22 protein-coding genes are annotated in these 25,194 nt (G+C 72.0%); 6 read left to right on the forward strand and 16 right to left on the reverse strand.

Annotation, left to right across the window (positions count from 1 at the left end; all coding sequences use genetic code 11):
- Position 1: 1 nt before the first annotated feature.
- On the reverse strand, positions 2–775 hold the full coding sequence (locus tag SLV14N_RS36360; protein WP_263272648.1) for an enoyl-CoA hydratase family protein: 774 nt from the start codon (positions 773–775) through the stop codon (positions 2–4).
- 82 nt (positions 776–857) lie between these two features.
- Here SLV14N_RS36360 and SLV14N_RS36365 point away from each other — a divergent pair, with 82 nt between their 5' ends.
- Positions 858–1,691: an SDR family oxidoreductase gene (locus SLV14N_RS36365; RefSeq protein WP_208686998.1), complete on the forward strand. Its 834-nt coding sequence runs from the start codon at positions 858–860 to the stop codon at positions 1,689–1,691.
- A complete protein-coding gene (locus SLV14N_RS36370) occupies positions 1,688–2,605 on the forward strand; it encodes an SDR family oxidoreductase (RefSeq protein WP_208686999.1) in 918 nt (305 codons plus the stop codon). Before SLV14N_RS36365 ends, SLV14N_RS36370 begins: the two co-directional genes overlap by 4 nt.
- 94 nt (positions 2,606–2,699) lie before the next feature.
- Here the strand turns inward: SLV14N_RS36370 and SLV14N_RS36375 are convergent, their stop codons facing one another.
- The gene (locus tag SLV14N_RS36375) at positions 2,700–4,142 is read right to left on the reverse strand and encodes an MFS transporter (protein ID WP_208687001.1); all 1,443 of its coding nucleotides are present in this window, start codon (positions 4,140–4,142) and stop codon (positions 2,700–2,702) included.
- A gap of 233 nt (positions 4,143–4,375) precedes the next feature.
- Complete coding sequence (locus SLV14N_RS36380) at positions 4,376–5,167, reverse strand: uracil-DNA glycosylase (protein WP_208687003.1); 792 nt, start codon at positions 5,165–5,167, stop codon at positions 4,376–4,378.
- A 115-nt stretch (positions 5,168–5,282) separates the two neighbouring features.
- Between SLV14N_RS36380 and SLV14N_RS36385 the strand changes: the two genes are divergently transcribed.
- On the forward strand, positions 5,283–5,999 hold the full coding sequence (locus SLV14N_RS36385; RefSeq protein ID WP_263272649.1) for a GntR family transcriptional regulator: 717 nt from the start codon (positions 5,283–5,285) through the stop codon (positions 5,997–5,999).
- Between the two features lie 12 nt (positions 6,000–6,011).
- Here SLV14N_RS36385 and SLV14N_RS36390 read toward each other — a convergent pair whose 3' ends face one another.
- A complete protein-coding gene (locus SLV14N_RS36390) occupies positions 6,012–7,397 on the reverse strand; it encodes an aminopeptidase P family protein (protein ID WP_263272650.1) in 1,386 nt (461 codons plus the stop codon).
- 157 nt (positions 7,398–7,554) lie between these two features.
- On the opposite strand from SLV14N_RS36390, the gene SLV14N_RS36395 reads away from it, so the two are divergent.
- Positions 7,555–9,882: a collagenase gene (locus SLV14N_RS36395; protein WP_263272651.1), complete on the forward strand. Its 2,328-nt coding sequence runs from the start codon at positions 7,555–7,557 to the stop codon at positions 9,880–9,882.
- On the opposite strand, the gene SLV14N_RS36400 is transcribed toward SLV14N_RS36395, so the two are convergent.
- The 4 genes from SLV14N_RS36400 to SLV14N_RS36415 all read right to left on the reverse strand — a co-directional run bounded on the left by SLV14N_RS36400 (position 9,854) and on the right by SLV14N_RS36415 (position 14,234).
- Entirely contained in the window at positions 9,854–10,228 is a 375-nt protein-coding gene (locus tag SLV14N_RS36400) for an STAS domain-containing protein (RefSeq protein WP_259670634.1), read from the reverse strand. The genes SLV14N_RS36395 and SLV14N_RS36400 overlap by 29 nt on opposite strands.
- A 152-nt stretch (positions 10,229–10,380) precedes the next feature.
- Entirely contained in the window at positions 10,381–12,783 is a 2,403-nt protein-coding gene (locus tag SLV14N_RS36405) for a glycoside hydrolase family 65 protein (protein ID WP_208687013.1), read from the reverse strand.
- Positions 12,780–13,544 carry an HAD family phosphatase gene (locus SLV14N_RS36410; protein ID WP_208687016.1) on the reverse strand — a complete coding sequence of 255 codons (765 nt, stop codon included), beginning with the start codon at positions 13,542–13,544 and terminating at the stop codon, positions 12,780–12,782. The genes SLV14N_RS36405 and SLV14N_RS36410 overlap by 4 nt, the downstream gene beginning before the upstream one ends.
- 114 nt (positions 13,545–13,658) lie before the next feature.
- The gene (locus SLV14N_RS36415; protein WP_259670635.1) at positions 13,659–14,234 is read right to left on the reverse strand and encodes a hypothetical protein; all 576 of its coding nucleotides are present in this window, start codon (positions 14,232–14,234) and stop codon (positions 13,659–13,661) included.
- A 199-nt stretch (positions 14,235–14,433) separates the two neighbouring features.
- On the opposite strand from SLV14N_RS36415, the gene SLV14N_RS36420 reads away from it, so the two are divergent.
- Positions 14,434–15,141, forward strand: coding sequence for a response regulator transcription factor (locus SLV14N_RS36420; RefSeq protein WP_208687018.1), 708 nt, complete (start codon positions 14,434–14,436; stop codon positions 15,139–15,141).
- 34 nt (positions 15,142–15,175) lie between these two features.
- Here the strand turns inward: SLV14N_RS36420 and SLV14N_RS36425 are convergent, their stop codons facing one another.
- The gene (locus SLV14N_RS36425) at positions 15,176–16,900 is read right to left on the reverse strand and encodes a GAF domain-containing sensor histidine kinase (RefSeq protein ID WP_208687020.1); all 1,725 of its coding nucleotides are present in this window, start codon (positions 16,898–16,900) and stop codon (positions 15,176–15,178) included.
- A 220-nt stretch (positions 16,901–17,120) separates the two neighbouring features.
- Between SLV14N_RS36425 and SLV14N_RS36430 the strand changes: the two genes are divergently transcribed.
- Positions 17,121–17,996, forward strand: a complete 876-nt coding sequence (locus tag SLV14N_RS36430) for a universal stress protein (protein WP_208687022.1) — start codon at positions 17,121–17,123, stop codon at positions 17,994–17,996.
- Between the two features lie 21 nt (positions 17,997–18,017).
- On the opposite strand, the gene ppk2 is transcribed toward SLV14N_RS36430, so the two are convergent.
- The 7 genes from ppk2 to SLV14N_RS36465 form a co-directional block, all read right to left on the reverse strand.
- On the reverse strand, positions 18,018–18,839 hold the full coding sequence (gene ppk2 / locus SLV14N_RS36435; RefSeq protein WP_208687024.1) for a polyphosphate kinase 2: 822 nt from the start codon (positions 18,837–18,839) through the stop codon (positions 18,018–18,020).
- 55 nt (positions 18,840–18,894) lie between these two features.
- Positions 18,895–20,241, reverse strand: a complete 1,347-nt coding sequence (locus SLV14N_RS36440) for a nicotinate phosphoribosyltransferase (protein ID WP_208687026.1) — start codon at positions 20,239–20,241, stop codon at positions 18,895–18,897.
- 63 nt (positions 20,242–20,304) lie between these two features.
- Entirely contained in the window at positions 20,305–20,604 is a 300-nt protein-coding gene (locus SLV14N_RS36445) for a DUF1876 domain-containing protein (protein WP_263272652.1), read from the reverse strand.
- A 188-nt stretch (positions 20,605–20,792) separates the two neighbouring features.
- On the reverse strand, positions 20,793–21,662 hold the full coding sequence (locus SLV14N_RS36450; RefSeq protein WP_263272653.1) for a universal stress protein: 870 nt from the start codon (positions 21,660–21,662) through the stop codon (positions 20,793–20,795).
- A gap of 344 nt (positions 21,663–22,006) precedes the next feature.
- Positions 22,007–23,275, reverse strand: a complete 1,269-nt coding sequence (locus SLV14N_RS36455; protein WP_263272654.1) for a sugar ABC transporter permease — start codon at positions 23,273–23,275, stop codon at positions 22,007–22,009.
- Entirely contained in the window at positions 23,272–24,081 is an 810-nt protein-coding gene (locus SLV14N_RS36460; RefSeq protein WP_208687034.1) for an ATP-binding cassette domain-containing protein, read from the reverse strand. The genes SLV14N_RS36455 and SLV14N_RS36460 overlap by 4 nt, the downstream gene beginning before the upstream one ends.
- Before the next feature lie 11 nt (positions 24,082–24,092).
- Positions 24,093–25,193 (reverse strand): substrate-binding domain-containing protein, encoded by a 1,101-nt coding sequence (locus SLV14N_RS36465; protein ID WP_259670636.1) that lies wholly within the window; start codon positions 25,191–25,193, stop codon positions 24,093–24,095.
- Position 25,194: the final 1 nt, after the last annotated feature.

Genomic DNA, 25,194 nt, shown 5'->3' on the forward strand with positions numbered 1-25,194 from the left:
CTCAGCCCTCCTTGGCCGGTGCGCCGTGGGGTGTGCCGAAGGTGTCGCGGACGCGGTCGGCGACCCCGCTGAGGTTCGCCTCGAAGGTGAAGCCCTGCTCGAAGCGGTAACTGCGCCGGACGTCGACGGGGTCGATGCCGTTGAGGGCGGCCTTGGCGAGACGGAGGAGACTGCCGTCCTTCTGCGCGATCTCCCGCGCCAATTCCCGGGCGGCGCCGGGCAGTTCCGTGCGCGGGACGACCTTCCAGACCGAGCCGTGCGCATGCAGTTCGGCGGCGGTGGCGGTGCGCGAGGTGTAGTAGAGCGCGCGCATCAGATGCTGGGGGACCAGCCGGGCCAGGTGGGTGGCCGCGCCGAGCGCGCCGCGGTCCAGCTCCGGCAGCCCGAAGGTGGCGTCGTCGCTCGCCACGATGGCATCCGCGTTGCCGGCGAGACCGATGCCGCCGCCCAGGCAGAAGCCGTGCACCGCCGCGACCACGGGCACCTCGCAGGCATAGACCGCCGAAAAGGCCTCGGCGCAGGCGTGGTTGGCGCCGATCAGGACGCCATGGCCGCCTGCCGCGGTGTCCCGCTGCATCTCCTTGATGTCGACGCCCGCGTTGAAGCCGCGGCCCGCGGCGGTGAGGACGACACAGCGGATGCCGGGGTCGTGGCCGGCCGCGCGCACCGCGTCGGCGAGGTCGTACCAGCCCTGTACGGGAAGGGCGTTGACCGGAGGGAAGTCGACGGTGATGACGGCGATGCCCTTGTCCGGCGTGGAGGTGGAGACACCCATGAGGCGATCAGCTACCTTTCCACCAAGCGTTTGTTAGGTTGCGAAGCTAGCAGCGGATCGCGCGCTGCGGGAGGGGTGCCGAATGAGCCTGACCCTCGATCTGACCGGACGGGTGGCCGTCATCACCGGCGGCACCCGGGGCGTCGGCGCCGGCATCGCCCGCGCGTTCCTGCAGGCCGGTGCGGAGGTCGTGGTCTGCGCCCGCCGGCCGCCGGACACCCCCGTCACCGCGGCCGGCCGCACGGCGCACTTCCGCCCCCTCGACCTGCGCGACCCGGCCGCCGTCCGGGCCTTCTTCCCCCGGGTCGCGGCGGCGCACGGCCGGCTGGACTGCCTGGTCAACAACGCCGGAGGCACCCCGTACCGGCTCCTCGGACAGACCGCCGCCGAACGGCACGCCCGGGTCGTCGAACTCAACCTCCTCGCGCCGATGACCGCCTCGCTCGCCGCGTACGAGGTGCTGTGCGACCGGCCGGCCGGCGGTTCGGTCATCATGATCGGCAGTGTCAGCGGCACCCGCCCCTCGCCCGGCACCGCCGCCTACGGCGCGGCCAAGGCGGGCCTGGACCATCTGGCCCGCTCCATGGCCGTCGAATGGGCTCCCCGGGTCCGGGTCAACACCCTCGTGCTCGGCATGGTGCGCACCGAACTCGCCGGTCTGCACTACGGAGACGAGGCGGGCATCGCCGCCGTCGGCGCCACCGTGCCGCTCGGCCGGCTCGCCGAACCCGCCGAGATCGGCGACGCCTGCGTCTTCCTCGCCTCCGACCGTGCCGCGTATCTGACCGGCGCGAGTCTGCTCGTGCACGGTGGTGGTGAGCGCCCCGCCTTCCTCGACGCCGCCACCGTCAACCACCCCGGCGCGCCCGAAGCCCCCGAGGAGATCCGCCATGACGGAACAGGAGACCTGAGATGACCGGTACCGGAATCTGCGCGGGACGCGTCGCCGTCGTCACCGGAGCGGGCCGCGGCCTGGGCCGCGCCCATGCCCTGGCCCTCGCCGTGGAAGGGGCGCAGGTCGTGGTGAACGACCTCGGGGTGGCGCCCGACGGCGACGGCGCCTCGGCCGGACCGGCCCAGCAGGTCGCCGACGAGATCCGGGCACACGGCGGCCGGGCCGTCGCCCACACCGGCGACATCACCACCACCGAGGGTGCCGCCTCGCTCGTCACCACCGCCCTGGAGACCTTCGGCCGCCTCGATGCCCTCGTCAACAACGCCGGGTTCCTGCGCGACCGGATGCTCGTCAACCTCGACGAGGACGACTGGGACGCCGTCATCCGGGTCCATCTCAAGGGCCACTTCCTGCCGTTGCGGCACGCCGCCGCGCACTGGCGGGCGGAGACCAAGGCCGGCCGTACGCCCGACGCCCGGATCATCAACACCGGTTCGGGCGCCGGGCTGCTCGGCAGCGTCGGCCAGGGCAACTACGCCGCCGCCAAGGCCGGCATCATCGGCCTCACCCTCGTCGCCGCCGCCGAGATGGCCCGCTACGGCGTACAGATCAATGCCATCGCACCGGCCGCCCGGACCCGGATGACGGAGCGGACCTTCGCCGCGACGATGGCGGCGCCCGCCGACGGGGAGTTCGACGCGATGGCCCCGGAGAATGTCTCCCCGCTGGTGGTCTGGCTGGCGTCCGCGGGCAGTGCCGGGGTCACCGGCCGGGTCTTCGAGGCGGAGGCGGGCCGGATCACCGTGATGGAGGGCTGGCGCCCCGGCCCCACCGCGGACAAGAAGAGCCGCTGGACACCCGCCGAGGCGGGCGAGACCGCCCGTACGCTGCTGGCCGCCGCCGAGGCACCGCAGCCGGTGTACGGCACACGATGACGCCCCGGCCCGGCGCGAACTGCCGCCGGGCGACGGCCGGAACACCCTGCGCAGGGGCGCTGCCGCCGCCCCTGCGCCCCGCCTTGCCCCTCCGTCAGCCGGTGTCTTCCACCGCAACGCCTCGGGTCCGCAGTCGTGGCCGGCAGATGGCGAACAGCCCGAAGGCGCCGAGGAAGGCCAGGACGGAAGTGCCGCGCAGGACCGCCTCGATGGCGGGCCCGTCGGAGGCCGCGGTCGTCGGGGAGCCGCTGACGGTCTCCAGCACCGTCGTCGCGATCGTCACGCTCACCGCACCGAACAGCACCAGCGACGTCAGCACGAGCCCCGACGCCGCGCCCGTCCGCTCCGCGGGAACATGCGCCTGCGTGGCCACATTCGTCAGCGCCCACCCCAGCCCGATGCCCAGCCCGCAGACGACGAAGACCACCGCGTACCAGCCCAACGGCCGCACCCAGGTCAGCGCCAGCAACCCGCCGCCGCTGGTGAGCATGCCGCAGGCCATCAGCAACTCGGCACGCCAGCGCAGCGCCAGCTGCCCGGCCCAGTAGCTGGCCGCTCCGACGCCGCAGGAGAGCGCCAGGAAGATCACCCCGGCGTGAAACGGCGACAGGCCCCGCGCCTGCTGCAGATAGAGGGCCGCGAGCACCGCGATCAGGCAGTAGACGACATTCGACAGTGAGCCCGCAAGGGTGATCACATCGAACTTCACATTGCGGAAGAGCGACAGCTCGATCAGCGGCTCCGGCGCCCGCCGCTCGACCGCCACGAACAGCACGAGGAAGGCGACCCCCAGCGCGAGGGTGGCCAGCGTGGGTGCGGAGGCCCACCCCCAGCCCTGCCCCTGGTCGACGGCGAGCATCAGACAGGCCAGACCCAGGGCAACGGCCGCCGCGCCGCGCAGGTCGAGATGGCGGGTCGCGTGCTCGTCGCGGCTCTCGGGGACGAACCGCAGCACCAGCAGCACGGCGGCCAGGCACACCGGCACATTCAGCAGGAACACCGCACGCCAGCTGACGTGTTCGGCGAAGACGCCCCCCACGAACGGCCCGAGCGCGGTACCGATGGAACTGAACGCGAGGACGGTCCCGACCGCGGGTCCCTGCCGTTCGTCCCGGAAGTAACTGGTCACCACCGCCACGGACACGGGGAAGATCAGCGCCGCACCGACCCCCTGCACGACGCGCGCGCCCACGAGCCAGGGGGCGTTCTGCGCGGCGCTGCAGACCACGGACATGACGGCGAACACGAGCAGTCCGGTCACGATGACCCGTCGCCGCCCGTGCACATCGGCGATCCGGCCACCGACGATCATCAAGGCGCCGATGGCCAGCATGTACCCGCTGACCAGCCACTGGAGGTCGGTTGAGGAGGTCCCGAAGTCCCTGGCGATGACCGGCAGCATCAGATCGAGCGCGAACCAGTCCATCTGCACGATGAGCATCGACAGCGCGGCAGCGGCGATCACTGCCCGGTCCCGGTGCGAGAAGGAGCGGCCCGCATCGGCCGTTTCGACCTGAGCTGCCACGCGAGGGCGCACGCGCACTCCTAAGCGTCGCGGGAGGTGCCGAGAGATGCCGTCACGCTGTCTGTGGCGGCATCGTGGCTGTCGCGCAGTTCCCCGCGCCCCTTAGGGGCACAAGCCGACCCGCTGGGCCGTGAATCCGTCACCCACCGGTCCGCGCAGCCGTCCTGCTCCAAGGATAGAAGTCGGCGTCCGGGGCCGCACGGCGGCGGAACCGTACGCACCGGGCGCCCGACCGGCCTCGGGAGTCAGTCTCCCGACGGCTCCAGCCCCGCGAGTCCGGCGGCGCGGCCGAGCAGCTCGACCAGCATGTCGAAGGTGAGCCGGCCGGTGAACGTATTGCGCTGGCTGGGGTGGTAGCTCCCGAGCACCTGTAGTTCCTGCCGCCGCCCGGTGGCGGGCAGGGTCAGATGGACCCCGTGACCGAACGCGGGGCGGGGCCGGGGGAGCGGCCATCCCGTCTCGCCGAGCACGGGCAGCAGCGCCTGCCAGCCGAAGGCGCCCAGTACCACGACCGCACGCAGGCTCGGGCCGAGGAGTTCCAGCTCCGCCGACAGCCACGGACGGCAGGTACGGCGCTCGGCGGGCGTCGGCCGGTTCTCCGGCGGAGCGCAGTGCACCGGTGCGGTGACCCGTACCCCGTACAGCTCCAGTCCGTCGCCCCGGTGCGTCGCGGTGGGCTGAGAGGCGAGGCCGACCGCATGCAGCGCGGCGAACAGGAAGTCACCGGACGCGTCCCCGGTGAACATCCGGCCGGTGCGATTGCCGCCGTGCGCGGCGGGCGCCAGCCCGACGAGGGCCAGCGCCGCGTCCGGCGGCCCGAACCCCGGGACGGGGCGCGCCCAGTACTCCTGGTCCCGGAACGCCGCGCGCGGATGCGCGGCGGTCTCCTCGCGCCACTCCACCAGCCGGGGACAGGCCCGGCAGCGGACCAGCTCTGCGTCCAACTCCGCAAGGCCGCCACACCGAGCCGCGTGATAGACGGGAAAGCCACTCTCGCCACTGCCCGGCGGCGAGGGTGCCGCCCCGGTTTCCTCCATGCCTCCACGCTAAGGCCGGAGCCGCGTTTCCTGCGTTGTCCGGGCAGCTCCCACCAGGCAGTTGGCGCAACGTGACATTGTACGCTGGCACTCCGCGCCAACTCGGAGGACCACGATGGGTGAACTCAAGCATCGCAGCCTGATCACGGCGCAGGAGCGGCTCCGCGATCAGGTCGCCCATCAGCTGCGCGCGGCCCTGATCGCGGGGGAACTCCGGCCGGGATCGGTCTACTCGGCGCCGGGGCTCGCCGCGGACTTCGGGGTCTCCGCCACCCCGGTGCGTGAGGCGATGCTCGATCTGGCCCGGGAGGGGCTGGTCGAACCGGTCCGCAACAAGGGCTTCCGGATCACCGAGGTGAGTGAGCGCGACCTCGACCAGTACACCGAGATCCGGGCCCTGATCGAGGTGCCGGTCGTCGGCCAGGTCACCCGCACCGCCGGCCGGGCCCAGCTGGAGGCCCTCCGCCCGGCCGCGCTGGAGATCGTCGCGGCGGCCCGGGCGCATGACCTCATCGGCTATCTGGAGGCCGACCGCCGCTTCCACCTCGAACTGCTCGGTCTCAGCGGCAATGACCGCCTCGTCGAGACCGTCAGCGAGCTGCGCAAGCGCTCCCGCCTCTATGGCCTCACCCGTCTCGATGAGCGCAACCAGCTGCTGCCCTCCGCCGAGGAGCATGTGGAACTGCTCGATGTGATGCTGGCGGGCGATGCCGAGGCGGCCGAGTCCTGTATGGCCCGCCACCTCGGCCATGTCCGCTCGCTGTGGGCCGAAGGCCGGGACGAGCCGCTGTTTCCGCGGCCGCGGCGCGGAGCGGGCATTCGCCGAGCCTGAGGGGCCGTTGGCTCACGCCCCTCCGGCGAGGAGGCCGGCCATCCACTCCTCCACGCCGTCGGCGGTGCGGGGCAGCGCCGAGGACATCAGCCGTGCCCCGTCCGCCGTGATCACCAGATCGTCCTCGATACGGATACCGATACCGCGCAGTTCCCGCGGCAGGGTCTCGTCGTCGGGCTGGAGATAGAGCCCCGGTTCGACCGTGAGTACCTGACCCTCCGTCAGGACGCCGTCCAGATACTGCTCGGCGCGGGCCCGGCCGCAGTCATGCACATCGAGTCCGAGCATATGTCCCGAACTGCACAGTGTGTAACGCCGGTACAGACCGCTGTCGGGGGTGAGCGCCTCGGCCGCGGGGACGGGCAGCACACCCCAGTCGGCCAGGCCCTCGGCCAGGACGCCCGTACAGGCCCGGTGGAAGTCGCGGAAGCTCGCTCCCGGCTTGAGGGCGGCGATGCCCGCGTCCTGCGCGGCGAGCACCAGCTCGTAGACCCGGCGCTGGACGGGGGAGAAGCGTCCGGACAGCGGCAGGGTCCGGGTGATGTCCGCGGTGTACAGCGAGTCGGTCTCCACGCCGGCGTCGAGCAGCAGCAACTGGTCCGGGTCGAGCGGACCGTCGTTGCGGATCCAGTGGAGTACACAGGCGTGGGCGCCGGCCGCGGCGATGGTCTCGTACCCCGTGCCGTTGCCCTCGGCGCGGGCGCGCAGCTGGAAGACCCCCTCGATCCATCGTTCCCCGCGTGGATGGCGCAGCGCGGTGGGGAGGGACCGTACGACATCCTCGAAACCCGTGACGGTGTGATCGACGGCCTGCTGCAGCTGCCCGACTTCCCAGGGGTCCTTCACCAGCCGCAACTCGCTGAGCGCACAGGCGAGTTCGAGATCACGGGAGGCGTCCCGGTCGTCCTCGTGGCGTACCAGGTCGTCCAGATGGGCGCAGCGGATGCCGGTGAGCTGCCCGGCCTCGGCCAGATCGGGGCGGCGGCCCACCCAGAACTCGCCGTACTTGCGGTCCCGGTAGAACTCGCCGCCGCCGTCCCGCGGTGAGCGCGGCCGTAGGTGCAGCACCGCCTCGCCGTCCGGCTCCAGCACCAGCACATGTCCCGGCTGGTCCTCGCCCGTCAGCCCGGTCAGCCAGGCATAGGCGCTGTGCGGACGGAAGCGGTGATCGCAGTCGTGGGAGCGGACCGTCAACTCGCCTGCGGGGACGAGCAGTCGTTCGCCGGGGAAGCGGGCGGCGAGCCGGTCCCGGCGGCCGGCGAAGAGCGCAAAGCCGGGGACGCGGGAGCCGGCGGGGAGCGGGGTGGCGGCCCACTGGCCGGCCATGAAGTCGGCGAGGGCGTCCGACACCGGCAGGTCATGGCTCCCGGTGTGGAGCGGGGCGGTGCGCGAGGTCATGTCGACGCCTCCGGGAAAGAAGGGTTCTGAAGCCTTGTCAGTGCAATTTCACATTACTATGTTATAGGTCACACCTCGTGAGGTGAAGGCCAATCCCCTCAGGCCCCCCTCACCAACCCCCCACTCCCTCCCGGAGGTTCAGGTGTCACATCCGCGCATGCCGCGCAGGCTTCTGCTTGCCGCGACCCTCGCCACCACCCTCGCCCTGCCGGTCGTCCAGGCGGCCCACGCAGCGCCCCACACGTCGGCCACCCCCGCGCAGCGGGCCGGGGCGCAGCAGCCCGGCCATCGGGCCGCGGCTCCCACCACCAACCCCTTCGACCAGGTCCAACGCCTCGCCAGAGCACCGAAGTTCACCGCGGCACAGGCGCCGACCCCCCGCTCCGTCACCGAGCGGGGCCGGATACCGGGCCCGCAGACCAGACCCTCCACCGCGCCACACGGGCCCAGACCCGCCGTCGCCCCCTGCACCCTCGACGGCATCACGGGGCTGAGTCCCGAGCAGTTCGCTGACTTCCTCGCCGACCCGGCCGTCACCGCGGACGACTGTCTGCGCAAGCTCGTCTGGACCTGGGACGCCCGGCTCGTCCCCGTCATGTCCGACGCCCATGTGCAGGCCGTGGCCCGTCGCATCACCGGTCTGGCCGCCGCCCACGACGGCAAGAACACCAGCCATCTGTACGAGATGTTCACGTACCTGCACGCGGTGGCCTACCAGGACTTCTCGCACGACGAGATCGACATCACCGACGGCCCCACCGTCGACGCCATCCGCCGCGCCGTCGACGCCTTCGCCACCGCGGCGCGCACCTTCGACGTCACCCGGGCCAACGCCGACACCCTGCGCGAGGCCCTGTACGCCGCCAGCGCCCCCGGGCTGCGCCAGCATCAACTCGGTCTGATCCGCAAGGTCCTGGCGACCATGGACGCGTCCCACACCGCCACCCACAAGGACACGTCATGGGGGAACGCCGCGCTCGCCGCGCTCTCCGTCAACTACCTGGGCGTCTACCCCGGCAACAAGGACACCGCCTTCCAGACCGCGGTCACCGCCGACCCCAACTACCGCGCCGTCTTCAAGGCCTTCGTGGGATACACCCACCTCAAGGGCACGCCCAACGCCTGGGTCATCCGCGACGCCCTCCTGGAGTACGGCCGCTTCGGTGAGATCGCCGCCCTCAAGCCGGGCATCATCACCGACCTCGGCGCCCTGCTCGGTACCACCGTGCAGAACTACGGCGAGGGTAGCGAGCCCTGGGCCAAGGTCGCCACCTGGCTCAACTACTTCGAGGCCTGCGCACCGTACGGGGTGTGCAAGGCGGACATAGAGAAGCGGATCTTCCCGCGCACCTACTCCTACGACAAGGGCGCCATCAAGGTCCGCACCGCCCTCGACCGCGCCACCGTCGACCAGCTCTACTATGCGTCCAAGCAGGTCAGGGCGCAGTTCCACCGGGTCGTCGGCACCGTCGAGCCGCTGACCGGCGACCCCAACACCACCCTGAACATCGTGCTGTACGCCTCGCGCGCCGACTACGAGATCTACCACCCGCTGCTCACCGGTATGGGCACCAACAACGGCGGCGTCTACATCGAGCGCGGCGCCACCTTCTACACCTACCAGCGCCGCGTCCCCCAGGACTCCACCCTCACCCTCGAGGAACTCTTCCGGCACGAGTACGTCCACTACCTCAACGGCCGCTTCGCCGTCCCCGGCTTCTTCGGCGAAGGCCCCTGGTACCAGGGCGACCGCACCACCGCCATGGACGAGGGCAGCGCCGAATTCTTCGACGGCTCGACCCGTGACAACGGGATCGCCGTACGCCGGTCCCTCGTCAAGGGCATCATCGCGGACACGGCAGGCGGCGGACCGCGCATGAGCATCAACCGACTGCTCCATGCGACCTACGACGGGGACGGCTTCCGCTTCTACAACTACGCCGGGACGTTCTTCGAGTTCCTGTGGCGCGACCACCCGGCGAAGCTCCAGGAGATGTACCGTCACCTGCGCGCCGACGACCCGGCCGGGTTCGACTCCTGGCGCAACCGGATGGGCTCCGACACGGGGCTCCAGCAGCAGTACGACGCCTTCCTCGACGCCCAGATCGCCATCGTCGACGACCTCTTCGTACCGGACACGAGGTTCGTCCCCAACGGCTCCCTGAAGCTGTCCACCCCCGCCGACGTCCAGAGCGCCTTCACGGCCGCCACCGCCAGCAGGCCCACCTGCAAGGACGGCGGCGACCCGGGCTACGGCCGGTTCGTCTGCACCGGCCGGATCACCGCCAACCTCAGCAACTCCGGCAGCCCCGACCAGGTCTTCAAGGACATGGCCGAGACGGTCGACTACTTCCTCCTCGACCGTGCCAAGCCCGCGGCGAACAACTTCGCCGATATGAACTGCTCCTTCGGCCCCACCGAGATCTGGTCCTCGGGCAAGGCCGGTAGCTCGGACTTCAGCTGCGAGGGGCCGCTGCGGCGGTGACGGACCCGTCACATCCGGTGGTGCACGGCCCGTCGTCCGACAGGCGGGCCGTGTCCGGCGGGGCGTCGAGGATGTCGAACGTGCCGGTGAGGCCGACGGCGTCCAGGATGCGCAGGAAACGGGGGTCGGTGATCACCAGGGACAGCCGGCCGCCGTGTGCGCGGGTGCGGCGGCGGGCGCGGCACAGGACCCCGATACCGCCGCAGTCGAGGAAGTCCACCCGTCTCAGGTCGAGGACCGTGTGCGGACGGTTCCCGGCCGTCACGGGATCGAGGCGGCTGTTCGTGCGCGCCGCGCTGGGGAAGTCCAGCTCTCCGAAGAGCTGTACGACGATCGGCGCGCCCATGGGGCGCCCGCGCCTAGGGGGCGTCGACTGCCACCGCATGGGTCTCACCTGTCCGCACGATTCCGGCCTCCGGGCCGCTGTCACCATCAAAGGTGGCGGGCGCGCCGGGCAGGAGGGCCGTGCGGGCCATGCGACAGGGCCCTTCGGCCCCCTCATTCCCCGGGAAGGTCCAGCCGCCGGGACGTACCGGGCGCGAGGGCGAACGAGCGGTCGCGCAGATTCACCCGTACCACGGCGTTCTCGGAGGCCGGGACGGCGATCCGGACCTGCTCGGCACGGATGCGCAGATCGATGTCCCAGTGGCGCCGGTAGCGGATGCGCACCCCGAACCTCGACAGCTCGCGCAGCGGTGCCGGATCGAGCCAGAGCGCCTGGTCGCGGGTTTCCAGACCGGTCATCCCGCGCTGGACGAAGTCCAGGGTGCCGGCCATCGCGCCCAGGTGGATGCCCTCCGCGGTGGTACCCCCCTGGACGTCCGCCACGTCCCCGGTCAGCGCCTCCTCGCAGTACGTCCAGGCGTCGGGGCGGTGTACCCGGGCCAGGACCCAGGCGTGCACCAGGGCGCTGAGCGTCGAACCGTGGCTGGTGCGGTGCAGGTAGTAGTCGACGGTGGCGTGCCAGGTGTCCTCGTCGAGGGGGTAGCCGAGCCCGCGGAACACCGCGGCGAGCTCCGACGGTGAGAAGAGATAGCCCAGCATCAGGACATCGGCCTGTTTGGAGGCCTGGTAGTGGTTGACCGTGTCGCCCTCCGCCTCCAGGATCCGGTCCAGCCGGCGGATGTCGCCGTAGCGCTGCCGGTATCCGTGCCAGTCGAGCTCGGCGAGGTCCCCGTACCCGGCGAACTGGCTGATCACCCCGCGGTGGTAGGGCACATGGAGCCGGTGCGCGATGTCGTCCCAGCGCTCGGGCTCCTCCGGGGAGAGCTGGAGCTGTTCGAAGAGCTGCCGCTGATGGGGCTCGGGCAGGGTGCGGCACAGATCGAGCGCGCGCATCAGCACCCAGGCCGCCGTGACATTGGTGTAGGCGTTGTCGTCCACCCCCGGTTCGGCGGCTCCCGGATAGCCGTCGTGGTACTCGTCGGGACCGACCACCCCACGGATGCGATAGCGGCCGAGGGCGGGGTCCCAGTCCGCGGCCGCGGCCCAGAAGCGGGCGATCTCCAGCAGCATCTCCGCGCCCCTGGTGTGCAGGAACTCCGTGTCGCCGCTGGCCTGTCCGTACTGCCACACGTTGTAGGCGATCGCCGACCCGACGTGGTGCTGGAGCCGGGTGTGATCGGGCAGCCAGCGCCCCGAGCGCGGGTTGAGATGGAGCTGCTGGGTCTCCTCGCGGCCGTCGCCCGCGCTCTGCCACGGGTACATCGCACCGGTGCGCCCCGCCTCCCGCGCCGCATGGCAGGCGGCGGGCAGCCGCCGGTAGCGGTAGTCGAGCAGGGCCCGGGAGACCTGCGGGAGGTGCAGGTTCAGGAACGGCAGGACGAACAGCTCGTCCCAGAAGACGTGTCCGCGGTACGCCTCACCGTGCAGGCCCCGGGCCGGTACCCCGACGTCCAGCTCGGCGGTGTGCGGCGAGAGGGTCTGCAGCACATGGAAGAGGTGCAGCCGCAGGATGCGGCCCGACTCTCCGGGGACCTCCAGCTTGGCCTGCCGCCACAGGTTCTCCCAGGCGCGGCGGTGTGCGGCCCGCAGCTGCCGGAAGTGCGGGGCGAGGGCAACCGCGTCCACGGCCGTGTGCAGCGGGCTCTCGATCGCCGGGTCACGGGAGGTGTACAGCGCCACCGTTTTGTCGACGACCGCGGGGGAGTCGGGGGTGAGCGGCAGTATCAGCGTGTGGAACGCCCGCAGTGCGGTCAGCTGCGGCCGGGGCACTCCGCCGCGACCGCCGGGGACGCGGGTCCGGGCGGCCAGCGCGATACGGATGTCCGAGTCGAGGGTGCGGCAGCTCAGCCACACCGTGTCCGGCTGCTCGGTGCCGGTCTCCCATCCCGTCAGATGCTGGTCCGCCAGACCGCGGTAGCGTGCGACGCCGGCATTGCGGACCGCACCGTCGATCCCGGCCTCCACCTCCACCGCGCCGGTCCACCCGTGGGACGCGAAACAGGTGCGCAGCGCCGCCAGATGAGGCTCGCCCATGTGCACCAGACGGCACTGCTCCACGGTCAGCCGCCGTCCGGCCTCGTCCTCGTAGACCGACCAGCGGGTCAGGGTGCCGTGCCGCAGGTCCAGCGTCTGCCGGTGCTCCGTCAGATGCGCGTGGTCGGGGGAGAGCCAGGGGCCGGGGGCCGCGTCGGCGGGGCAGATCCGGTAGCGCAGCGGGAGCCAGTTGGGCAGGTTGACCATGTCCTCGTTCTCGACGGGGCGGCCCGCCACGGTGGACAGGAGCCGGTTGTAGCAGCCGGCGGCGTAGGTGCCCGGATAGTGCGCGGGCCCGGAGAGCACCTCGCAGGCCGCGCCGCGGGTGGCGAAGTAGCCGTTGCCGAGGGTGCACAGGGTTTCGCGCAGTCGTTCCGTGTCCGGGTCGTACCCCTCGTACGACCAGGTCCAGGCATGGGTCATCCGCCCTCCCCGGACCGCAGCAGCTCGCCCGGGTCGGTCACGACCACATCGGCGCCGCGGCGGCGCAGTGCGGTGGCGCTGTACGGGCCGGCCGTCCGGTCCACGCCCACCACCAGGCCGAATCCCCCGCGGCGGCCGGCTTCGACGCCGGCCAGGGCGTCCTCCACCACGGCGGCATCCCCGGGCGGGACACCGAGCCGCCGGGCCGCTTCCACGAAGAGCGCCGGGTCCGGTTTCCCGGGCAGCCGCAGCCGGTTCGCCTCGTTGCCGTCCACCACGGCCCCGAACAGCGGGTACACCTCGGCCGCGGACAGCAGCTCGGTCGCATGACGCGATGCCGAGACGGCGGCACACGGCACCCCGTGGTGCCGCAGCGCGTACAGCAGGCGCACGGTGCCGGGCCAGGTGGCGATGGGCCGGGTCCGCAGGCTCTCGCTGAACAGCTCTTCCTTGCGGGCCGCGACGGCGCACACGGTGTCCGTGCCCGGCGCGTCGTCCGGCTCGCCGGGCGGCAGATCCAGGCCCCGGGAGCGCAGGAAGGCGGCGGCCCCGTCCTGCCGGGACCGGCCGTCGACATAGCGCAGATAGTCGTCCACCGGGTCGAAGGGGCGCTGCCCGCCCACGGCCGCGAGGCAGGCGTCGAAGGCGCCCTTCCAGGCCGCGGCGTGCACCGGGGCGGAGTCGGTGATGACCCCGTCGGTGTCGAAGATGACGGCCCGCAGGGAGTGCAGGCACGCTGCCAGGGACGGCGCGCCGGTCATGACGGTTCCGTTCGTCGGTGTCCCTTCCATGGCACCACGGCTGCGGGCCGGGGGCGCGCCGCACGGACGACCGGGCACCCGCACCGGACCGCGGCCCGGTGGCTGCACACCGCTTCACGCCGCCCGCTGCCCCCACCGGGGGTCTTCCGCCGCCCACTCCCGTTCCCACTGGGCGTAGCGGTGGCGGTTGAGCAGGGCGCGGCCGGTGCGCTGGGCGCCGAGGAGCAGCAGCCCGGCCGAGGTGCCGGCCACGGTGCCGACCGCGATGCTCTCGCCTGTCGTCTGCCTGGGGCTGACGGGGTTGCGCACCAGCGCCCCGTGGCGGTCGAGCCAGACGGTCGTACGGTCCCCGGCCCGCAGCCCCGGCGACACCGTCGTGACGCCCGTCTTGGCCGAGCCGTCGGCGGCCGTCCAGCGCACCGTCGCATGGACCCGGGTGCCGACGCCGCCGGAGACATCCACCCCGATCCGGGGCGGCGGGTTCTGGGTCAGCACGGCCGAAATGGTGTGCCGGCCCTGCCGTTCCCGAGCGGTGCCGGCGTCCACCGCCTGCGCGGCGGCCAGTCCGGCGGCCGGAGCACCCAGCGCGATCAGCACGGTGGTCACCAGCACCAGCCATGCCTCCGCCACATCCGAACGCCGTCGGAGCGGGCTGTGCCGCCACGGCCGGAGGAACTCGCTGCGAGCCATTTCGCACCCCCTGCGCCTGTGCACCCGACCGTCGCATGCGGTGCGAAGCCGGCAGGAGGGGCCGAACGGCCCTTGCGGGGGGCCGGTCGGGGTCGGCCCCCCGTGGGCGGGGGCCCCGTTCGGCCCTGGTGTGCTCACCGGGGCGGGACGACGATGAGAAGCACCGTCCGCACGGACGACGGAGAGCGTGGAGGATGTCATGGGCGACGTACGCGAGTTCTCACCGCAGCGGCCGATCCGTGTCTTCCTGCTCGACGACCACGAAGTGGTGCGCCGTGGTGTGCGGGACCTGCTCGACGCGGAACCCGATATCGAGGTGGTCGGCGACGCCGGCACCGCCGATCGCGCGCTGGCCCGCGGCCCGGCGATCGGCCCGGATGTCGCCGTGCTCGATGTGCGGCTGCCCGACGGCGACGGGATCAGCGTCTGCCGGGAGTTGCGGTCGCGGCTGCCCCACCTCGCCTGTCTGATGCTCACCTCGTTCGACGACGACGATGCGCTGCTCGACGCGATCATGGCGGGCGCGGCGGGCTATGTCCTGAAGGAGATCAAGGGGTCGGATCTGGTCGCCGCCGTCCGCACGGTCGCCGCCGGCCGCTCGATGCTGGACCCGGCGACCACCGCGCGGCTGATGCACAGTCTGCGGGGCGTGGACGCCGACGCGGCGCCCGCGGCGGACGCGCTGTCCGGGCTGTCACCGCGGGAGCAGGAGGTACTCGGGCTGATCGGCGAAGGATTGACGAACCGTCAGATCGGGCGCCGGCTCTACCTCTCCGAGAAGACGGTCAAGAACCACATCTCGCGTCTGCTGGCCAAGCTCGGGGTGGAACGCCGTATTCAGGCGGCCGTCCTCGCCGCTCAGGGACCGCCGCCGTCCGCCGGCGACGCCGGACCGTACCGGTCCTGACTTCCCGGCGAGCGGCTCAGGACGACGGGAGTGCTCAGGACGACGGGAGCGGCGCCTGCCACAGCAGACGGGTGCCACCCTGCGCCGGGGTCTCCAGTGTCATCTCGCCGCCCACGCTCTCCGCCCGCTTGGCGAGATTGCTCAGCCCGCTCCGCCGGCCGTTGCGTGGCAGACCCACCCCGTTGTCCGTGATGCTCAGGCTCAGCGCGCCGCCGCCCACGGCCAGCGAGACCTCGACCGCGGTGGCGTGCGCATGCCGCGCGGTATTGCTCAGTGCCTCGCCCAGCACCGCCACCACATGTTCCGCGATCTCGGCCGGCACATCGGTGTCGATGAGCCCCTGCATCCGGAGCGACGGGGTGAAGCCCAGGGCGCGGGCGGCCTGCTCCACCGCCGCGACGGTGCGGACCCGCAGCCCGCGGCTCGCCCGGCCCGACGTATGGGTGCGGAGCCCGAAGATGGTGGACCTGATGATCTTGATCGTCTCGTCCAGATCGTCCACCGCGCGCAGCAGCCGCTCGCTCGCCTCCGGGTGGTCCACGAAACGGACCGCGCTCTGCAGCGTCATCCCGGTCGCGAAAAGCCGCTGGATCGCCAGATCGTGCAGATCACGAGCGATCCGGTCACGGTCCTGAAGGAGCGTGAGATGCTCGGCGGACCGGCGTTGATCGGCCAGTTCCATGGCGAGGGCCGCCTGACCCGCGAAGGTCAGCAGCGGCCCGGTCTCCAGCTCGGTGAAGGGCGCCCGCTCCCGCACCCGCGCCACCAGCAGCACCCCGCGAGGCCGGCCACCGGTGATCATCGGCACGGCGACCGCGGGCCCCAGCCCCATCCAGCGCGGCGGCCCCGTGGTGATCCGCGGGTCCCGCTCGACATCGGTGCTGATCAGCGGCTCACGCAGGTCGAGCGCCGCCCCCATGAACGATCCCTGCAAGGGGAGGAGCAGCCCGCGGTGGGCCTCGGCGTCGACCCCGGAGGCCAGTGCGACATGCAGCGCCGTGCCGTCCGGCTCGGGGACCGCGATCACCCCGAGGTCAGCGGTGAGAATCTCCCGCGCCTGGTCCACGATCAGCGCCAGGGCCGCCCTCTCGTCCGCCTCCGGCAGCAGCAGGCTGGCGACGATCGCGCTGTTGGCCTCCTGCCACCGCTGCCGGTAGCGGGCCTCCTCGTACAGCCGCGCGTTCTCGATGGCGACGCCCGCCGCCACCGCGAGCGCCGAGAGCACGGTCTCGTCCTCGGCGTCGAATGCGCCGCCGCCCCGCTTCTCGGTGAGATAGAGATTCCCGAACACCTCGTCGCGGACCCGGATGGGCACCCCGAGGAAGGAGTGCATGGGCGGGTGGTGCGGCGGAAAGCCGTACGACGACGGGTGCCGGGACAGCTCCGGGAGCCGCAGCGGCCGGGGATGACGGATCAGCTCACCCAGGATGCCGTGCCCCTCGGGCAGCCGGCCGATCGCCTCCTGCTGTTCCTCGGTGACCCCGACCGGCAGGAACTGGGAGAGCCGGGTGCCCTCGGAGACCACGCCCAGCGCCCCGTACTCCGCGTCCACGAGCACCACCGCCGCTTCCACGATGCGGCGCAGCACCTGCGGCAGATCCAGCTCCCGGCCCACCGACAGCACCGCCTCCAGCAGCAGATTCGCCGGGTCGCCGGGGCCCTGCCGCAGGGCGTCGAGGCGCTGTTGCAGCTCGTCCGGCAGCGCATCGAGCCTGCGCCGGACGGTATCGCGCCGGCCGCTTCCGTGGTCGCCCACCATGGCCTCCGCTGGATGGCCCCTCGCGAGGGCGGGGCCGTACCTCCACGGTAGCCGCGGAGCCCTGCCGGGGCTTGTCCCGGCGGCGCGGGCCCGGCGCCGCGCCGAAGGAGGTCCGGGCGGCCCACGGTCCGGTGTCCGTCCGGACCTGCGCACCCCCCGGACACGGTGCGACCGTGGCAGTAGGGACATTCCGCGCCGAGCCAGGAAGGACGTGGGGGCGATGGAGCATCCGCTGGTCGTAGGGACCGATGGATCGGATTCCGCCTTCCGGGCACTCGACTGGGCAGTGGACGAAGCGGCGCGCCACGGCCTTCCGCTGCGGGTCGTCTACGCCTCCCGATGGGAGCGTTACGAGGGCGCGGTGCCGGCGGAGGGCGGCGAACGCCCCAGCGAGCAGGTGCTCGCGGAGTCCGTCGTCGAATCCGCCGCGGAGGTCGCCCGCCGCCGGCAGGCGGACGTCAAGGTCTCGGGGGAGGTGCTCGCCGCCGACGCGGTCACCGCCCTGCTGAACGAGGGACTCCATGCGACGGCGCTGATCCTGGGGTCACGGGGACGCGGCGAGATCGCCGGTCTGCTGCTGGGGTCGGTCAGCCTGGCGGTGGCGGCCCGCGCCCGGTGCCCGGTCATCGTGGTGCGTGGTGACACGGCCGGACTGGCGGGCACACATGAGCGCATCCTCCTCGGTGTCGCCGACCCGGCCAAGGAGACGACGGCCGTCCGCTTCGCCTTCCGCGAGGCCGAGGCCCGCCATTGCACGCTGGAGGCGGTCTGCGCCTGGCCCCTCCCGGTACGCGACGCGACCGAGGCCCCGCTGCTCGCCGCGGACGCCCGGCGCTACCACGAGAAGCAGGCCTCGGCGCTGCTGGACGAGGCGCTGGACGAGGTGTCCGGCGCGCATCCGGCGGTGCGGGTACGGCGGGTCACGGTCGAGGGGCCGGCCCACAAGGTCCTGGTGCACCGCACCGCCGCCGCGGATCTGCTGGTGACCGGAGCGCAGCACCGCCAGGGCCACTTCGGCCTCCAGCTCGGACGGGTGGCCCACACCGCGCTCTGCCATGCCACCTGCCCCGTGGCGGTGGTGCCGCATCATGACTGAAGCGGCGCTGCCGCCCCGCCGTCACCGCTCCAGCCCGGCCGCATGATCGGGCACATAGGTCTGCAGGTCCCGGGGAGGCCGCTGATAACCGGTGGCCGGTGGCCGTGGCGGGATGTCGAGCGACGGCGGGGCGATGTCGCGGTAGGGCAGCGTCGACAGCAGATGGGCGATCATGTTCAGCCGGGCCCGGCGTTTGTCGTCGCTCTCGACGACGTACCACGGTGACTCCGCGATATCCGTGTGGACGAACATCTCGTCCTTGGCCCGCGAGTACTCCTCCCAGCGGGTCAGCGATTCGAGGTCCATGGGGGAGAGCTTCCAGCGCCGCGTCGGGTCCTCCAGCCGGCGCCGGAACCGCCGCTCCTGGATCTCGTCGCTCACGGAGAACCAGTATTTGCGCAGCAGGATGCCGTCCTCCACCAGCATCCGCTCGAAGACCGGGCACTGCCGCAGAAACCGCTGGTGCTCCGCCGGTGTGCAGAACCCCATGACCCGCTCGACACCGGCCCGGTTGTACCAACTGCGGTCGAACAGCACCATCTCGCCCGCCGCGGGAAGGTGCTGCGTATAGCGCTGGAAGTACCACTGGGTGCGCTCCCGCTCGGTGGGCCGGGGCAGCGCCACGATCCGCGCCACCCGGGGATTGAGGTACTCGGTGACGCGTTTGATCGTGCTTCCCTTGCCGGCCGCGTCGCGCCCCTCGAAGACCACCACCAGCCGGGCGCCCTCGGTCCGCACCCACTCCTGGAGCTTCACCAGCTCCGTCTGCAGCCGGTACAGCTCCCGCTCGTACAGTGACCGCGGCAGCTTCCCGGGGCCGTTGCCGCCCTGTTTCTCCGCCATACGACGACGGTACGGAGAAATGCCCCGCCGGGCCTCCCGGCTTCAGGCCCCGGCCTCAGGCATGCGAGCCGAACGGGGCCAGGACCTCGCGCTCGATCCGCCGCCGGACCCGGTCGGTCAGGGCGGCGAGCCGCTTCGACACCCTGGGGTGCACCGCCTGCGGCGACCGGATGTACCGGGCTGTCGCGGGCAGCTCCGCGACATCCGCCACGACCCGCTGCCGGGCGTCCGGCAGCCGGCCGCGCGGTGCGCTGCGCACACCCCCGCGCATCAGCGTCTCCAGCAGCGGGGTGCTGCCCTCCGGGAGCGGCTCGTCGGCCAGGCCGACCACATCGAGGCACCCGGGCCGGCGGAAGACCTGCTTGCGCCCCGGGGCGGTCAGCTTCGCCGAAGACAGCTTCATCACGGGCCGGCCGTCGTAGGCGACGAGCTTGTACGCCGAGTCCAGGGAGGGGGCATCGGCGCTCACCCCGACGCGGGTGCCCACGGCGTAGACGTCGATCGGTGCTCCCGCGCGCGCCAGGTCGTGCACGGCGTATTCGTCCAGCCCGCCGCTGGCGACGATCCGCACCTGCGGCAGCCCCGCGTTGTCCAGGATCGAGCGGGCCCTGAAGGCCAGTTCCGCCAGGTCACCGCTGTCCAGCCGGATGGCCGACCCGTCACCGCGGCCCAGCCCGTTGAGCACCCGGGCCGCCGCCGCGACACCCGACTCGGTGTCGTAGGTGTCCACCAGAAAGGTCACCGGTCCGGGGTGGCAGAGCGCGAACGCGGTGAATGCCGCCTCCTCGTCCTCGAACGCCTCGATGTACGAGTGCGCCATCGTGCCGACGGCCGTCAGATCCTCGGCGTGCGCCGCCGCCACATTGCTGGTGCCCGCGAAACCGGTCATGGCACCGAGCCGGGCCACCTGCCGGGCGGCGGCGGTGCCATGGGTGCGCCGCAGCGAGAAATCCACGACGGAGCGGCCCCGCGCGGCGAGCACACAGCGGATGCACTTGGAGGCGATGGCCGTCTGATGGGTGAGGTGGTTCAGCACGAAGGACTCCACGAACTGGGCCTGCGGCAGCGGAGCGGTGATCTCCAGCAGCGGCTCACCCGCCAGCACCACCCGCCCCTCCGGCACCGCCCGGACCTCGCCGGTGAACCGCATGCCCAGGAGCGGGGCCAGATCCCGCGCCGGCCGTTGCAACGCCTCGGCGAACACCTCGACATCCTCGTGTCCGACCGTGAAGCCGGCGAGGAAATCGAGGACGGTTTCGGCCCCGGCGGCGATCAGGAATCCCCGTTCCGGCGGCAGCGCCCGCACGAAGCAGCTGAAGGTCGCCGGTTGCGTCATGCCCTCGTGCAGATACGAGAGGGCCATGGTGACTTCGTACAGGTCGGTGGTCGTCGCATCCGACATGGCCGACTCCTTCCACGGACGGCCGGGCCACCGGCCGGCCGGGGCCCGCCGCCCGCACCGGGCTCACGCCATGGCGTCCGTCCAGCCGTAGGCGACGCGGTGCTCCCGCCGGGGCGGCGCGGCACCGACACCTTCGAGGTCGTCGTCGGCCACCCGCAGCAGCTGCCCGGCGAGATCCTTCACCGCACGTCCGGCCGCGATCTCGTCGCCGATCTCCGGTACATCCCGGTCCTCGGGGCTGCACCGTGCCGTTCCGTGCCCGGTGAGGGTGGTGGTTCCGGTACGGAGCACCACGCGCGCCTTGGTCGTGCCGTCCTCCTCGGAGAGGTACAGACGGACGGGCCACTCGACTGTCCTTGCCATGGCTTGCCTCCGCTTTCCTACCGGGGGCTGCCGCCGGAGGCCGCCGCCCGGTCCGCGACCGGGGCCGCCTCGCCGTCGGCAGCTGATCCCGCCGTATGAGCCCTCACCGTCATCATCCGCCTTCTGCCGTGGCGCGTCCTGGCGCGGACGCCGGGCCGTCACGGACCGTGGCGCCCGCTGCCGCGCGGTCACTCGTGGGGGACCACGGCCACCGGACACGGAGCGTGGTGGACGACCGCCTGCACGACATGGCCGATCCGGGGCCCCGGCAGCCGGTGCCGGCGCCGGCGGCCGACGATGCACAGTCCCGCGTCCGCGGCGCTGTGCAGCAGCGCCGGCGCCGGACTCTCCATCACCACCCGGTCGTCCACCCGCACGTCCGGGTACTTCTCCCGCCAGGGCTGCAGGGCGGCGGCCAGCTCCTGCCGCGCGTCCTGCGCCGCCTCCTCGGCGGCGATCGGCTCCACACCGCCCCCGCGGTTGTAGGCGTACGCGGGCAGATGCCTGCCGTGGACGGCCCGCAGGGTGCCACCCCGCCGGGCGGCGCTGTCGAAGGCGAAGGCGAGCAGCGTCTCGCACGGCCCGTGGAGGCTCAGCCCCACCATCACCTCGCCGGCCCGCTCGGTCGCCGTGGTGTCCTGCCGGGCGCGTACCAGGACCGTGGGGAAGGTGGTGTGCGCCACCAGTTGCAGGCCGAGCTCGCCGAGGGCGTAGCGCGACACCGGGCCCAGATCCCGTGAGCCGAGGACCAGCAGATCCGACTGCTCCGCGGCTTCCTTCAGGGCCTCCAGCGGGTCCTTGGACACCAGGGCCTCCTCCACCGGAAGGTCCGGGAAACGGGTGCGGACCGCCGTAACGGCCTCGTCCATCATCCGGTGCGGCCAGTAGTTCTGGTCCTGTTCGGCGGCGGGACGGGGCGTCGGCTCCGGCGCGAGCAGCACCCAGGCATGCAGCAGCCGCAGGCGCGCACGACGCAGCCGTGCTTCCTCGGCCGCCCACAGGATCGCGGACAAGGACTCGGGCGTACCGTCCACACCGGCGGTGATGACATCCTTCATGGCCTCGCTCCGTTCCTGGCGCGCTCGGCGCCTTCGCGCCCACACCTCAAGGGTGCTCGACCTCGTCCGCTCCGGCATGAGCCACTCGGCCCCATCCCGCCGGCACAGGTCAGCGCGGCCCGGACCCGGCGCCGTCCTGCGCGGTGGACGTTCCCGGGCCGCCGGGCGGGCCGACGCCCATCCTGCGGAGCATGGTGCGGCCCCCGGTGCGCGGGAACCGGTGGACCAGCGCGGCGGCGAGGCCGTGAACTGCCACCCCCTCAACAGGGCCAGGATGACGCCGGGTTCGACCACGGGGTGCCGTGCCGTACCGCGGCGCAAACGCCCGCCGCAGCGGTGGTGCGTCAGACCCGCCCGTGCGCCCGTTGAGCCCGCCGCGACAGCGAGTCGATGACCACGGCGATCAGCAGCACCCCGCCCGTGATCATGAACTGCACGGCCGTCTGGATGCCCATGAGGGCCACCCCGGAGGCGATCGACTGGATCACCAGGACACCGAGCAGGGCCGACCAGGTCCGGCCCCGTCCGCCGAACAGACTGGTGCCGCCGATGACCGCCGCGGCGATGACGTCCATCAGCAGCAGGCCCGCCCCCGAGGTCTGACTGGCCGAGGTGACGCGCGAGGCCAGGAACAGACCGCCGATCGCCGCCATCGTGCCGGACATCATGAAGACCGAGATGCGGACCAGGTCCACATTGAGGCCGGTGCGGCGGGAAGCCTCGACGCTGCCGCCCAGCGCGAAGATCATGCGTCCGTAGCGCGTGCGGCGCAGCACATAGTCGAGACCGACCAGCATGACCAGGAAGATCAACAGGGCCAGGGGGAGGCCCAGGAACTGGTTGAGGACGAACGCCGAGGCCATGGCGATCGCCGCCAGCACGCCCGTGCGCAGCAGGATCTCGCTCAGCGGCCGGGCGGGCACCCCGGCGGCCCGGCGCCGCCGCGCGTCATGGTACGAGGTGAGGAAGTACCCGGCGGTGCCCAGCGCCGCCAGGCCGTACGCCGCGGCCACGTTGTGGAAGTAGTAGCCGGTCAGCATCGCGAGCAGGCCCTTGTCATCGATGTTGATCGTGCCGTTGGCGCCCAGGATGTAGAGCATCAGGCCGTTCCACCCCAGCAGGCCCGCAAGGGTGACCACGAACGCCGGAACCCCGACCTTGGCGAGGAAGAACCCCTGGAAGGCTCCGATCGCCGTGCCGCCGACCACCGCGATCAGCAGCGCGAGCCCCTCCGGCACACCGTGGTTCACGTTCAGCACCGCGAACGCGGCCGCGGCCAGACCGCTCACCGAGCCGACCGAGAGATCGATCTCGCCCAGCAGCAGCACGAAGACGACGCCCACCGAGATCATGCCGATGCCGACGATGTCCACGCTCAGGTTGGACAGATTGCGCGGCGAGAGGAAGTTCTCGTTGAGGCTCTCGAAGATGATCCACACCACGATCAGACCGAGGGCGACCGGGACCGAGCCGAGCTCACCACTGTGGAACCTGCGCTTGAGCAGCTCCAGGGGGTTCTGCGCACCGAACTCGGGCGCGAGCCGGCGCCGGTCGGCAGAGGGCACCGAGGCGCCGGCTGCCTTGTTCTTCCTAAGCGCCCAGGTCCGGCTCATGGCTCCACCTCCCACTCCGGCGTCTTGCGGCGGGTCACGGCGTTGTCCGTGGCTCCGGTGATCGAGGAGATGATCTGTTCGTGGGACGTGGTCGTCACATCGAAGAACCCGTTGTTGCGGCCGAGTCGCAGGACGGCGATCCAGTCCGCGACCGCCTTGATGTCCCCCATGTTGTGGCTGATCAGAAGCACCCCGTGACCGCGCTCCCGCAGCTGGTCGACGAGGTCGAGGACCTGGGCGGTCTGTTCGATGCCCAGGGACGCGGTGGGCTCGTCGAGGAGCACGAGCCGGGGTTCGCCGAGGAGCGAGCGGGAGATCGCGACGGTCTGGCGCTGGCCGCCGGAGAGCGAGGCGACCGGGAGGCGGACGTCGGGCATCCGGATGGCCAGCATGTCCAGCAGGTCCAGGGTGAGGCGTTCCATCTCCACCTCGTCGAGGACGCCGGCCCGGTGGATCTCGCGGCCGAGGAAGAGATTGCCGACCACGTCGAGGTTGTCGCACAGCGCGAGGTCCTGGTAGACGGTCGCGATTCCCAGGTCCTGGGCATCGTGCGGGCGGGTGATGTGGACGGGCCGGCCCTCCCACTCGATCATGCCCTCATCGGCAGGGTCGACCCCGGCGATCACCCTGATCAGCGTGGACTTGCCGGCGCCGTTGTCGCCCACGAGAGCGACGACCTGACCGGCGCGGATCTCCAGGTCGACATCGGCCAGGGCCTGGACGGCGCCGTACCGCTTGAAGATGCCGCGCAGCGCCAGCAGGGGCGGCGCCGGCCTCGGTCGCCGGAGAGGTGCGCCGGACTCCATGGATACCTGCCTTACCTGAGGAGCCCCGCCTTCTTGCAGGCGGACTCGAACTTGGGGGTGCAGATCTGATCGATCGTGTACATACCGTCCTTGACGACGGTGTTCTTGATGTTGTGCACGTTCACGGAGACCGGGGTGAGCAGCACGGCCGGGATGCCCCGGTTGGTGGGACTGTTGACCGTGTGCGTCGTGATGTCCTTGAGCTTCTCGCCGCGTCCCAGCGCGACGGCCATGGCGGCGGCGGTGCCGGCCTCGGGCGCGAAGGGCTTGTAGACGGTCATGATCTGATCGCCCTTGACGAGGCGTTGGATGCCGGCGAGTTCGGCGTCCTGCCCGGTGATGGGCGGCAGCGGAGCGACCTTGGCGGCACGGAGGGCGGCGATGATGCCGGCGGCGAGTCCGTCGTTGGCGGAGTAGACACCGTCGATGTGGTCCGCGCCGAGGGCCGAGAGGGCGGCGGACATGTTGCGGTTCGCGTTCTCCGGTCGCCAGTCGCCGGTCTCGTAGGCCTTCCCGATCTTCACCTTGCCCTTGAGCGCGGCGAGCGCGCCCTGCTTGAACCAGGCGGAGTTGGGGTCCGTCGAAGCGCCGTTCATCATGACGATCTGGGCGTCGCGCGCCTTGGGACCGAGCGCCTTGAGGAGCGCCTCACCCTGCAGCCTGCCGACCGTCTCGCCGTTGAAGGAGACATAGGCGGAGACCGGCCCCTCGACGAGGCGGTCGTAGGCGACGACCGGGATCCCGGCCCGCCGCGCGTTCTCGACCGAGGAGCGGAGCGACTTGGAGTCGACGGCATCCAGGATCAGCACCTGGACCTGTTTGGTGATCATCGCGTCCATCTGCTGTTGCTGGGTGGCCACATCGTGCTGGGCGCTGACGGTCTCCACCGTGCACTCGGGGCACAGCTGACGGATCTTCTTCTCGATCAGGGGCTTGTCGAAGTGGTAGAGGCGCGAGGTGTTGTCCGGGAGCAGCACACCGATCTTCGGGGCGCCGCCGGAGGCGGACCCGTTCGACTCCCGTGCTCCGCCGGCCTCTCCACAGGCGGCCGGGCCGGCCACCATGCACACCCCGGCCAGGAGGGCAGCGGCTCCCCGCAGGCGCACATTCACC

It is taken from the genome of Streptomyces sp. Je 1-4 4N24, assembly GCF_026239515.1.
Lineage (GTDB): Bacteria > Actinomycetota > Actinomycetes > Streptomycetales > Streptomycetaceae > Streptomyces > Streptomyces nigrescens.